This window comes from Campylobacter concisus, from assembly GCF_002912425.1.
GTDB lineage: Bacteria > Campylobacterota > Campylobacteria > Campylobacterales > Campylobacteraceae > Campylobacter_A > Campylobacter_A concisus_AH.
Genome location: NZ_POYR01000162.1, coordinates 1 through 11897 on the forward strand (window position 1 = coordinate 1; position 11897 = coordinate 11897).

Below are 11897 nucleotides of genomic sequence, written 5' to 3' on the forward strand. Positions count from 1 at the left end.
TTATAAAACAGACAAACTAAGATCGTTTCAAGATCAGATGACTTTAGATCTTAGTTTGTAGATTTTTGATTTTTAATGATTTGGTGAGAATTTATAAATTTTGCGCTTAAATGCCAGCTTCAAGCATAGCTTCTGCTTGATAGTGAGTGATAAGCGGTTCGATGATCTCGTCAAATAATCCTGCAGCCATGATCGCATCAAGACGGTAAAGTGTTAAATTTATGCGGTGATCGCTTATGCGGTTTTGCGGGTAGTTATAAGTTCTTATCCTGCCTGAGCGGTCTCCAGTGCCGACCTGACTCTTGCGCTCGCTAGTCTCTTTAGCAAGCCTCTCTTGCTCTTGCATCTCGTAAAGTCTAGCTTTTAGCACCTTCATCGCAGCTTCTTTGTTTTTGTGCTGGCTCTTGCCATCTTGGTTTGTGACAACAAGTCCAGTTGGTATGTGCGTGATCCTAACGGCACTATCAGTTGTATTTACCGACTGGCCGCCGTGGCCCGAGCTTCTCATAACATCAACTCTTATATCATTTGGATTGATCTCGATCTCGCTATCTTCAACCTCTGGCATGATAGCCACAGTCACAGCCGAGGTGTGCACCCTGCCCTGACTCTCAGTCTCTGGCACACGCTGAACCCTATGTGTGCCACCTTCAAATTTTAGCCTAGAGTAAGCGCCTTTGCCCTTTATGAGCACGATGATCTCTTTAAAGCCGCCAGTGTTGCCCTCGCTTTGGCTAACGATCTCAAATTTATATCCACGAAGCTCTGCATATCTGATGTAAGCGTTAAAAAGATCTCCAACAAATAGTGCAGCCTCGTCACCACCGGTGCCTGCGCGAATTTCTAAAAATATATTTTTATCATCATTTGGATCTTTTGGAAGAAGTAAAATTTTAATCTCTTCTTCAAGCTTCTCTCTTGAAATTTCTAAATTTTTAAGCTCATCTTTTGCAAGCTCGCCAAGCTCAGAGTCCTCAAGTAAGGCTTTATTCTCTTCGATGTCGTTTAGAATTTGTAGATATTTTTTTGCAGCAGTTGCGACTGGTTCGATAGATGATTGCTCTTTTGAGAGCTTTGTCATCTTTTCGATATCGTTTGCTATATTTGGATCGCTTAGAAGCGTAGAAATTTCATCATAGCGATCCAAAAATGGATGAAGTTTATCAGCAAACATTAAAATTTAATAGATTAAGCAGCTTTTAGAGTGTTTACTAATTGAGCAAGGCGACTAACGCGACGAGCAGCAGTTTGTTTCTTCAAAAAGCCTCTACTTACAAAACTGTGAATACTTTTGTTAGCAACTTTTAAAGCTTCATTTGCAGCATTTAGATCTTTAGCTTCTACAGCTACGCGCACTGCTTTTGTGATGTTTTTAAGTCTAGTGCGGTAAAATCTATTTCTTTCTGTTCTTTTTATAGTTTGTCTAGCTCTTTTTTCAGCAGATTTATGGTTTGCCATAATATACCTTTTTTGATAATTTTAGTCCGTGATTATATGAAAAATATATTTAATTGTAACTGAATTTAAGTCTGCTTTAAAACAAATAAAATTTTAGATTTTAAATTTGATAATTTCTGATAAAATAGCACCATTTTATAATAAAAAGGATAAATTGATGAAACTTTTTGGAACAGACGGAGTTCGTGGTAAGGCTGGCGAAAAGCTTTCAGCTCAAACATCTATGCGCCTTGCAATGGCTGCTGGAATTTACTTTAGAAAGACCTCAGCGACAAATGTGATTTTGGTTGGAAAAGATACTAGAAAAAGTGGCTATATGATAGAAACCGCCATCGTTGCAGGGCTAACTGCAGTTGGCTACAACGTCCTTCAAATAGGCCCTATGCCAACACCTGCGATCGCATTTTTAACAGAAAATATGCGCTGTGACGCTGGCATAATGATAAGCGCATCACACAACCCATACTACGACAACGGCATCAAATTTTTTGATAGCTTTGGCAACAAACTAGATGAAAAGATAGAAGCTGAGATAGAAAAAATCTTCTACGACGACGAGCTCATCGCAAACGCCCAAAAGACGATGACAGAGATCGGCGCAAACAAGAGAATCGACGATGTTATCGGTAGATATATCGTGCAGATCAAAAATTCATTCCCAAAAGAGTTAAATTTAAAGAATTTACGAGTAGTTTTAGACGTGGCAAACGGAGCTGCTTACAAGGTCGCACCAACTGTATTTAGCGAGCTTGGAGCCGACGTCATCGTCATAAACAACGAGCCAAATGGTAGCAACATCAACCAAAACTGCGGCGCGCTTCACCCAGAAGATCTAGCAAGCGAGGTAAAAAGACTTCGTGCTGACATCGGCTTTGCATTTGACGGCGATGCTGATAGGCTTGTCGTGGTCGATGAAAACGGAGAAGTAGTGCATGGAGATGCGATACTTGGCTCACTGGCTGCATTTTTGCACGAGCAAAAGACTCTAAAAGGCGGTGCCATCGTGGCTACTGTGATGAGTAACGCCGCGCTTGATGACTATCTAAAAGCTCACAAGATCAAGCTACTTCGCTCAAACGTAGGTGATAAATACGTGCTTGAGATGATGAAAGAAAATGGCATAAATTTTGGCGGCGAGCAAAGCGGCCACGTCATATTTAACGACTACGCTAAGACTGGCGACGGACTTGTTACTTCGATGCAAGTCGTTGCAATGATGCTTAAAAAAGGCAAAAAAGCTAGTGAAATTTTTGGCGAGCTAAAGCCGTATCCGCAAATTTTGCTAAATTTAAAGATCACAGAGAAAAAGCCGCTTGATAAGATAGAAGGGCTAAAAGAGCTTGAGGCTAGCCTTGCAAAAGAGGGCATAAGATCGCTCTTTAGATACTCTGGCACTGAAAATTTGATCAGACTTTTGCTTGAGGGCAAAAATCAAACTTTAGTTGAAAAACGCATGGATGAAGTTGAGAAATTTTTCGTAAAAGCCCTAAATGCGTAAAAGCTTAGTTAAATTTTTCATCGCGTTTTTTCTCATTTTTATCGTTGATCAAGCGATAAAGATGATATTTATAGATGGTTTTTCGTGGGAGGGCGAGTTTTTCTCACTAGTTCTTACATATAATAAGGGCGTTGCATTTTCGATGTTTGCCTTTTTGGATGAGTGGCTGAAATTTATACAAGTTGCCCTTATCTTAGGCGTTTTTATCTATCTGGTTGTTGAGAAAAAGCTGCTTTGCTCGCATGCCATTTGGCTTGGAGCTTTGCTAGGAGCTGGCAGCTCAAACATCACAGATAGATTTATCCATGGCGGCGTCGTGGATTACGTCTTTTGGCACAAGTGGTTTAACTTTGCAGTCTTTAACTTCGCTGATGTGATGATCGATCTTTGCGTCGTGATGATACTTTGGCAAAGTTTTAGAAAAAGGAGAGAGAGTGGGAAATAATATCTACGTCGCATACGCACTTTGGCTACTTACTGGCTGGCTTGGAGCGCATAGAATTTACCTTGGTAAATTTATCACTGGCTTTTTGATGATGGGACTATTTTTTATCGGTTACTCTTTGCAAATCATCCTCATTGGCTACTTATTTTTGGCTATTTGGGGCATTTGGTGGATCATCGATGCATTTTTAGTTGGCGCTTATGTCGAGAAAAATTTACAAAAGGCCGAGCTAAAAGAGAGAGTAAAACTAAAAGATAAAGAAGAGGACTTAAAAAGGCTTTACGAGCTTTTTGAGAGTGGTGTGATCAGCAAGGCTGAATTTGAAGCTAGAAAAGAGATACTTTTTAGATAAGGAGACGTTATGGCAGAATATTATCTTTACTTAAAATACCTCCACTATTTGTTTTTCATCTCGTGGATGGCAGTGCTGTTTTATCAGCCAAGGCTCTACGTTTATCACGTAGAAAATATGGACAAGCCTGACTTTGTAAAAGTGGTTGAGGTGATGGAATACAAGATGTATCACTACATCGGCTGGGTCGCACTTATTGGCTCATTTGTCACTGGTATTTTGATACTTATCGCGATGCCTGATCTTATAAAAACTGGTCACATCCACGTCAAAATTTTAGTTGTCATCTTAATGGCCATCTATCACCTAGACCTTGGACGCTACATGAAGCAGCTCAAAGAGAAACGCTGTAACAAAAGTGGCATCTTCTTTAGAGCTTACAACGAAGTGCCAACTATCGCGATGCTCATCATCATCTGGGTCATGATAGTAAATCCATTTTAAAGGAATTTGATGAAGAAATTTTTAGCATTTATCGCCTTGCCAGCGCTCTTGCTCGCGGCTACTCAGTACTTTGAGCCGATGCAGATAAAATTTGACAACAGACTCTACTCGCTAGCAAGCTCAGCCAAGCCTGTGCCAAATTTATTCACGCAGGAGTACTTGCTCCCTGGTGAGAAACTAGATAGTTTTAGTTACATGCTCTCGCTAAATACGCTTAAATTTGACGCTACGCCAGAGCAAGCAGTCGAGCAAAAGATAAATGATCTAAAAGAGCTAAAGGCAAAAGGGCTAAAAGTAGCCTATAAAAAGGGCTCGCTAGCAAATGAAATTTATCTTGATATCACGATATTTTCAAATTTAAATGGCACTCCAACGGCCGAGCACTCGATATATCGCTACACCAAACAAGGCGGAAATTTAGTCCTTTTTACCATCCAAAGGCGTGCTTATAAAAAAGAGGGCATTCAAAGATTTGCTACAAATTTCACGATCGAGTCGCAAGACTTTAGCAAAAAAGCCCTAGCCACACCTTTCCCCCAAATCATTAGCAAATAAAGAAATTTGAGTGTAAATTTAGCCTTTGCACTCAAATTTTAAAACCAGACTTAACAAATTTATCTAAAAATAAAACGAATAGTTATATGATAAGAAAAACTCAAAAAGGATAGCCTATGATACATAAAATTCTTATCGCAAATCGTGGTGAGATCGCAGTTAGGATAGTCAGAGCTTGTAGGGATTTACACATCCAAAGCGTAGGAATTTATACAGCGCCAGACAGCGAGTGCTTGCATGTAAGGATCGCTGATGAGGCCTATCAAGTGGGTGAAGATCCGATCAAAGGCTATCTTGACGCCAAAGCGATCGTAAAGCTCGCTAAGGAGTGTGGGGCTGATGCGATACACCCAGGATACGGCTTTTTAAGCGAAAACTACGAATTTGCAAAGGCAGTTGAGGACGCTGGGCTCATTTTCATCGGTCCAAAGGCCGAAGTCATCAAGAAAATGGGCGATAAAAACATCGCTAGATATCTAATGAAGAAAAACGGCATACCAATAGTGCCAGGCACTGAAAAGCTAAATGACGAGAGTATGGACGCCATAAAAGAGCACGCTAGACGCATCGGCTACCCAGTCATCTTAAAAGCAAGTGGTGGTGGTGGTGGCCGCGGCATTAGAGAGGTCTGGCAAGAAGAAGATATGCAAGATGCCTTTGAGTCATGCACCAGAGAGGCTAAGGCATACTTTAACAATGACGAAGTTTTTATGGAGAAGCTTGTCGTCAATCCTCGCCACATCGAGTTTCAAATTTTAGGCGACAACTACGGTAACATCATCCACCTTTGCGAGCGTGACTGCTCTATCCAAAGGCGCCACCAAAAGATCATCGAGATCGCACCTTGCCCTTCGATTAGTGAAAATTTAAGAAAGATCATGGGCGTGACTGCGGTCGCTGCTGCAAAGGCTGTGGGCTACTCAAACGTCGGAACGATCGAGTTTTTGCTAGATGACTACAACAACTTTTACTTCATGGAGATGAACACTCGTATCCAAGTGGAGCACGGCATCACCGAAGAGATCACAGGACATGATCTTGTCGTTAGGCAGATAAGGATAGCAGCGGGTGAAATTTTAGAGATCGAGCAAAGCGACATCAAACCACGCGGCTACGCGATAGAGGCTAGGATCACGGCTGAGAATGTCTGGGAAAATTTCATCCCAGCACCAGGCACGATCGAGGGCTACTACCCAGCTCTTGGCCCATCTGTGCGCGTCGATAGCCACGTCTATAAGGACTACACCATACCGCCATTTTACGACTCACTTATCGCAAAACTGATCGTCAAGGCGACTGACTACGATCTTGCTGTAAATAAGCTTGAAAGAGCACTTGAAGAATTTACCATCGAGGGCGTGCGAACGATCATCCCATTTTTGCTAACGATCAGCAAAAGTAAGGAATTTAGAAGGGGATTTTTCGATACTAGCTACGTTGAGAAAAACTTAAAAACTATCCTTGAAAACACCTACGATGATATGAACAAAGAGCCAAATGACGACCTAGAAGAGGTCATCGTAGAGGCGATAAAAAGATATAAAAAGAAGAGATAAATTTATCTCATTATGGCTTTGGCGATAAATTTCGCCAAGGCTAAATTTCCGCGCAAACTGCATAAATTTTAGCTCCGTCATTTGCCACAGCGTAGAGCCTGCCACCGCTTACTAGCATGATCTGATCTGCGCTAAGGCTAAATTTCTCAAACTCTATCTCTTTTAATAGCAAGCCATCTTTAGCGCTTATCAAAACTGGCTTATTTTTGCGGTTTGCGAGCAAAATTTGATCCTCGACCCAAACAAAATGCTCCGTGCCGCTGGTTTTAAACTTAAACACCACCTCGCCACTTTTTGCATCCACGGCGTATAGATCTCCGCCCTTGCCAGCGGTGCCAAAGTAAAGCACCCCATCATTCAGGCAAACTGGCGTATAGAGATATGCGCCAAGCTTTAGCCGCCAGATGGTTTTGCCTATCCTTGCGCCCTGCTCTTTGGGCGGCAAATTAGCGTTTAAATTTTCATCTTTTGCTTCGCTTTTGAACTCTGCGCCATCCAAAATTTCTTTGCACTCCATCATAAATGGCGAGCTCATTCGCACGCAAAAGCCATCAAATTCATACGTTTTAGCGTCGTTATATATCTCTTTTACAGGCTCCTTAGCAACGCCGAGCTCGCTCATCAGCCCGTCACTTATCTTTATAAGCTTTGCTGGGGAGTTTATGTAGCCCTTGTAGTATCTAGTATTTAGCACGAAGTAGCCATTTTCTGGGTAGCAACGTGCATTGCTGGCTATAAAAATTTCGCTTTGTTTATAGGTAAGCGTTGATCTTTTATGCTCGCTAAAGTCGCGTGAAAATGTATCTAGTAGCACGTAGTTTGGCGTTAGTTTTTGAGCTATCTCTAGCTCGTTAGGCACCCCAAAAGCAAAATGCACAAATGCAATGCGCTCACCCATCTCATAAATGCCAGTTACGCCGTGTCCGCGAAACTCCACGCCAGGCATATCAAGAGGATATGATCTAACCACGCTAGCTCCTTAAAATTATGGCGATTATAACCCAAATTTCAAAGCACACTAGGCTAAATTTGATAAAATTTGCCAAAATTAGCAAATTTAAGGAGCGATATGTTTTTAAAACTAGACGAGATCGTTAGAAAACTAGATCAAATTTTCTTGCCACTAGAGCAAGATGGCATAACTGGTATGAGGCTTTTGCCACAAAAGGACGCTTCGGCATTTATGCAAGCACAAAAGAGCCTTGGCGTAAATTTACCAGCCAAATTTACAAAGCTTTTAAGCAAATTTGAGCTTAGCAACTTTGAAATTTGCAATGTCAGCTTTGGCTCCAGAGGTAACTACGCGAGCGAGCTAGTGCGCCTAAACAGCGTAGATGAGTTTGGTGGCAAATGGTGGCAGGGTGAAGCTCGCCCAGCAAATTTGATAGTTTTTGCTGTGGGAGATCCTTGGATATTTTTGCTTGATTGCACGAGTGGTGCGGTCTATGCGTGGCTACTTGGAGATAAAAAGCTTTGCAGCAGGCGCGTCGCGAGCGACTTTGAAAAATTTTTCATAGCGCTTGCCAGCACCTATATAGCAAGGCTAAATGACGAAGCCATGCCATCATCCGAGCAAATCCTAAATTTTGTCCAAGCAGACGACGTGGCACTTGATTTTTGGCAAGAGATGGCGCAAATTTAATAAATTTAGGCTCACTCTAACCAAATCCTCTTTTATAAATTTTCCTGTTATAAAAATAATTATTTCTAAAGTAAATTCATTTTTCATAAAGTGTCATACCTAAATCTATTTTGGATAAATTTGTCTCAAAATCCGTTCCGAGTTCATCTAAATTACTATCTTCTACGCCAAAATCAATAAATCCAGCTAAAAATAATTGCCCCATAACAGCATAAAATTCACTTGCGTAAGTCGCATTGGGAGAATTTTCACCAAATTTCTTATCTAATTCTTCGTGTATATAATAATTTCGAGACATATCTGGTTCATAGAAATAGCATAATTCTAAAATTGCTAGTTCAAAATATTCTAAAATATCAATTTTTGTAATATTTGGAATTTGAATTAAAAATTTTAAAAAGGTGTCATCATCGTCTAATCCAAAATTTCTAATCATTTCAACATCATCATTAAAATACCAACCAACACTATCGCTTTTTATTATCTTGTATTTCATTTTCACTCCTTATAGTGAATTTTACAAATTCCATCATTTTTATCAGATGACACATCCCAAAATTTATCACCCTAAATTTCTTTTTCAGGTCCACCATCAATAGAAGATATAGCCAAATATCATTCGTTTAAATAAAGATAAAAACCTGCTTCTTCTTCATATGTTGGTTTTCGTCCTAGCTTTTTAGAAAAAATATTTTACATCCAACCACGTAAAAAATTAACATAATTTAAAAATGACCAGTCATATACTTCCATGATTTGTTATTTGCTAAACAACTTACTATCTATCAAGTAATTATTTAAATTTAAGCTAGGCTACATTTTTTTACACCTTCAAAATTTATAACTTCACTTATTCTTTTTGAGTTATTTTCATCTTTTAACTTTCAATAAATACTGTAATATTTAAAAAATCATTATTATTTTTATCACAGTAATTTAACATTTCACTTTTCACATCGCTGATGAAATTTAATAATTTATTTGCTAATTCGTTATATTCTTTGTAAAATTTATTAAAATTTATAAAAATTAACTTTAAATTATCCCTAACGCCTTGTTTATTTTTAACTCCACATTTATTATCTTCTTCTTTTATAATTAAAAATTCATCATAGCTAGCCCAACCGTCTTCTGGTTTAAATTCTTGCAATTCCTTAAAATGTAAATATTGATAGAATTCTTTAAATGTATCCCAATTATGAGTTAGAGGTAAATTTAATTTTAGCGATAAAAAATATAGCATCTTTTCTTTTATATTTTCTGGAATGAGATTGCCATAAGCATAGTTCAATTCTCTAATCTTATCAATTTCATCAAAATCAACTCTAACTTCTATCATTTAATACCTCCAAACATTTTATTTATCGTTTCTTTTGGCAATACACCAACTCTATAAAAAGGGATACCATTTCCATTTTGTCCATAATGGTTGTTTGAGTAATAATATGTTCCATCACTTCCCACTACTATTCTATGAACATTTTTATTTTATCTACCTATTACTACGTGCTTTTTATATTACTACCACAGAAGTCAAAAAAATAAATTTACCTCTTTAGTTTTCGCTTTTTATTTCTAGGTTTTGACCTAAACAGCGGCTCGGTCTTTGGTTTTGGCCTTGTTTCATAGTGTGTGTTATAACATTTTAGTAGCTCTTGTCCGCACTTTTCACATGTAGTTTCACCTATATTATAAAATTTCATGCAATCAGGGCACCACATGCCCTCTAGCCTTTGCACGACTGGTGGTTCTTTTCTAAAAGCCATCCAAAAGCTATATATACCCAAAAATAAAAAACTAAAAGCTGGCAAAAGATATAAATTGCCAGAATCATCAAATTTAAAAAACTTCTCACCAACTTTTACATTTTTATGTATTAACATAGATATGCAATCAAGCAAGCATATAAATCCTATAAAAGACCAGCCTATGCGTTTAAATATATAAAACATTATAAAATTTAAATCTTCACTAACACAAAAAGCTAACTATTTTTATATTTTGCAAACAAATTTAGTATTACTCTTGTAGCCAAAATAGTAAATATAAAAATAGCTATATATTCCATATAAGAGTCATCAAAAATGTTAAAAATAAGCCTAAAGCCTAGTAGATATATCAATAGCAACGCAATGAACGACAGAAGGTCAAATTTAATTAAGTCACTTTCTTTACTATTCTTGACAAAAAATGGCGCAACACAATAGATAAAAGTACAAACAAAAAAGGAGACCGAGAGAAGATCGGCTTCACTCCAGCCCCTAATATAGTACTTCCCATAGACCATACATAAAACGAGCTCTACAAACGATATACAACCCATAGCTACTCTTTCACCTTTTTCCATTCCACTTCCTATCTTGACAATATCGCCTAAATTTTCAATGAATTTATATGGAATTTACAGAACCAATGAAGGAGTGCTATATTTTAGATACTTTTTTACCGTGCTTGTCGTTAAATTTAGTTAGTGGCTTGCCGCAGTCTGGACACCAAGAGATATCATTGCCGACTTTAATGGCTTTGTCACAGCTATTACACCATTTGTCTTCAAATTCTTTCTTGATATTTTTAAATTTAATATACCTATATCCGAGCCAAAAATATAATATGGCGCCCGCTAATGCCGCCACACCAGAAAGCAAGAAGAAATCTCCCATCGAAGAGTAGTCGGTACTATCATATGCTCTTGCTATTTTCTTGCTAGTAAAAATTTGAATAGCAGTTATCAAAAATCCAATAGATATAAAGAAATTACTCATTTTTCATTACCTTTAAAAGCCAAATTTATAGCTCTTCAACTACTTTTTTATCTCCCTATATATAAAGAGCAAACCAAGTAACGCCATGACCGATCCGACTGGTGTATTTAGACCATGAGGGATGACGTCTCCTTTTGGCACACCAAAAATATTTATCGGTGGGGCCGGATCCACTAGGATAGACAGCCCTCCGGCAAGAATAATAAAACCTATTAAATAATTCATTTATTTTTCACTTTTCCACTAACTGCCCATTTGTTAGACAGTGTTGCTTATCATTTTTATTTACTATCATATCCATTCCCTAAATTTCTCCCTACGCCTTTTAATCGAGAAATTCTAAAGAATTTAGGTTTAGCTTTGTTGATGTCATTTGGATTTTTGCATTTAACTCTTGCTTAAATTTAACAGATTTAAACGTTGTTTTATCCAAAAACGCCAACTTTTATATTTATCCTCTTGTGGCATTGTAAAGAAGCCAAAATACAAAAACTAAAAAGGAGTGAATTAAAGCAACACCACCTCTTTTTATTTCCATTTTTTGTATATATTCTTTTTTAAAGTCACTCTTTTTTATACCGTTTTTCATCATAAAACATACATTGGCAAATATTAGCAACACAGCCATAGCATCAATATAGTGTTCTCCAAAGAGAAGTTTTAGGATTACTATGCAAATAGCACCTACTATAAAAAATGCTATTGATCCAAAAAATACAATCCAATTCTTTTTCATTGATTATCTGCTTTTTTTGCTTTATCTTTTTTGCTTTCTACACTATCTACAATAGCTTGTCCTGTTGTAGTAAGAAAATTTGTTCCTACTTCTGCTGCAGTCTGTAAATCTCCATTGCCAAATTTTATGCTTATCCTCTTGTTGCATTGTAACCAACCCACATTATAAATACAAATATAGCTTGTACCAAAGAGACGCCACCTATTGTGACATCCATTGTTTTAAAATTATTTTTCCGAAAGTCACTCTTTTTTATACCGTTTTTAATTATGTAATATATATTGGTCAAGATTATCCCAGCAAAAATAACGTCACCGTAGTATTCTCCAAAGAGAAGTTTTAGGATTACTATGCAAATAGCACCTACTATAAAAAATGCTATTGATCCAAAAAATACAATCCAATTCTTTTTCATTGATTATCTGCTTTTTTTGCTTTATCTTTTTTGC

17 protein-coding genes are annotated in these 11897 nt (G+C 37.7%); 7 read left to right on the forward strand and 10 right to left on the reverse strand.

Translation table 11 applies throughout. From position 1 onward, the window contains the following. Positions 1-106: 106 nt before the first annotated feature. A complete protein-coding gene (gene prfA, locus CYP84_RS08615; RefSeq protein WP_004317452.1) occupies positions 107-1174 on the reverse strand; it encodes a peptide chain release factor 1 in 1068 nt (355 codons plus the stop codon). A 14-nt stretch (positions 1175-1188) separates the two neighbouring features. After that, positions 1189-1458 (reverse strand): 30S ribosomal protein S20, encoded by a 270-nt coding sequence (gene rpsT, locus CYP84_RS08620; RefSeq protein WP_004317319.1) that lies wholly within the window; start codon positions 1456-1458, stop codon positions 1189-1191. A gap of 157 nt (positions 1459-1615) precedes the next feature. Here rpsT and glmM point away from each other — a divergent pair, with 157 nt between their 5' ends. From glmM to CYP84_RS08650, 6 genes are all read left to right on the forward strand, one after another. Beyond that, entirely contained in the window at positions 1616-2956 is a 1341-nt protein-coding gene (gene glmM, locus CYP84_RS08625; RefSeq protein WP_103558329.1) for a phosphoglucosamine mutase, read from the forward strand. After that, positions 2949-3401: a signal peptidase II gene (lspA, locus tag CYP84_RS08630; protein WP_103637273.1), complete on the forward strand. Its 453-nt coding sequence runs from the start codon at positions 2949-2951 to the stop codon at positions 3399-3401. The genes glmM and lspA overlap by 8 nt, the downstream gene beginning before the upstream one ends. Next, positions 3391-3753, forward strand: a complete 363-nt coding sequence (locus tag CYP84_RS08635) for an NINE protein (protein WP_103637274.1) — start codon at positions 3391-3393, stop codon at positions 3751-3753. The genes lspA and CYP84_RS08635 overlap by 11 nt, the downstream gene beginning before the upstream one ends. Before the next feature lie 9 nt (positions 3754-3762). Next, a complete protein-coding gene (locus CYP84_RS08640; RefSeq protein WP_004317437.1) occupies positions 3763-4197 on the forward strand; it encodes a CopD family protein in 435 nt (144 codons plus the stop codon). A 9-nt stretch (positions 4198-4206) separates the two neighbouring features. Then, the gene (locus CYP84_RS08645; protein WP_021087019.1) at positions 4207-4752 is read left to right on the forward strand and encodes a hypothetical protein; all 546 of its coding nucleotides are present in this window, start codon (positions 4207-4209) and stop codon (positions 4750-4752) included. 116 nt (positions 4753-4868) lie between these two features. Further along, complete coding sequence (locus CYP84_RS08650) at positions 4869-6308, forward strand: acetyl-CoA carboxylase subunit A (RefSeq protein ID WP_004317286.1); 1440 nt, start codon at positions 4869-4871, stop codon at positions 6306-6308. 40 nt (positions 6309-6348) lie between these two features. Here CYP84_RS08650 and CYP84_RS08655 read toward each other — a convergent pair whose 3' ends face one another. Then, complete coding sequence (locus tag CYP84_RS08655; protein WP_103637275.1) at positions 6349-7278, reverse strand: PQQ-binding-like beta-propeller repeat protein; 930 nt, start codon at positions 7276-7278, stop codon at positions 6349-6351. 99 nt (positions 7279-7377) lie between these two features. Between CYP84_RS08655 and CYP84_RS08660 the strand changes: the two genes are divergently transcribed. Then, positions 7378-7950: an SMI1/KNR4 family protein gene (locus CYP84_RS08660; RefSeq protein ID WP_103637276.1), complete on the forward strand. Its 573-nt coding sequence runs from the start codon at positions 7378-7380 to the stop codon at positions 7948-7950. Positions 7951-8026: 76 nt separating this feature from the next. Here CYP84_RS08660 and CYP84_RS08665 read toward each other — a convergent pair whose 3' ends face one another. The 7 genes from CYP84_RS08665 to CYP84_RS08700 form a co-directional block, all read right to left on the reverse strand. Then, positions 8027-8446 (reverse strand): hypothetical protein, encoded by a 420-nt coding sequence (locus CYP84_RS08665; protein ID WP_103637277.1) that lies wholly within the window; start codon positions 8444-8446, stop codon positions 8027-8029. Positions 8447-8827: 381 nt separating this feature from the next. Further along, positions 8828-9289: a serine hydroxymethyltransferase gene (locus CYP84_RS08670; RefSeq protein ID WP_103637278.1), complete on the reverse strand. Its 462-nt coding sequence runs from the start codon at positions 9287-9289 to the stop codon at positions 8828-8830. A 208-nt stretch (positions 9290-9497) separates the two neighbouring features. Continuing rightward, positions 9498-9851 (reverse strand): hypothetical protein, encoded by a 354-nt coding sequence (locus CYP84_RS08675; protein ID WP_141089210.1) that lies wholly within the window; start codon positions 9849-9851, stop codon positions 9498-9500. 522 nt (positions 9852-10373) lie between these two features. Then, entirely contained in the window at positions 10374-10712 is a 339-nt protein-coding gene (locus CYP84_RS08685; protein ID WP_103637281.1) for a DUF2614 family zinc ribbon-containing protein, read from the reverse strand. A 39-nt stretch (positions 10713-10751) separates the two neighbouring features. Then, complete coding sequence (locus CYP84_RS11080; RefSeq protein WP_258033919.1) at positions 10752-10886, reverse strand: hypothetical protein; 135 nt, start codon at positions 10884-10886, stop codon at positions 10752-10754. A 277-nt stretch (positions 10887-11163) separates the two neighbouring features. After that, positions 11164-11448, reverse strand: coding sequence for a hypothetical protein (locus tag CYP84_RS08695; RefSeq protein ID WP_103602903.1), 285 nt, complete (start codon positions 11446-11448; stop codon positions 11164-11166). A 130-nt stretch (positions 11449-11578) separates the two neighbouring features. Continuing rightward, on the reverse strand, positions 11579-11863 hold the full coding sequence (locus CYP84_RS08700; RefSeq protein WP_103637283.1) for a hypothetical protein: 285 nt from the start codon (positions 11861-11863) through the stop codon (positions 11579-11581). Positions 11864-11897: the final 34 nt, after the last annotated feature.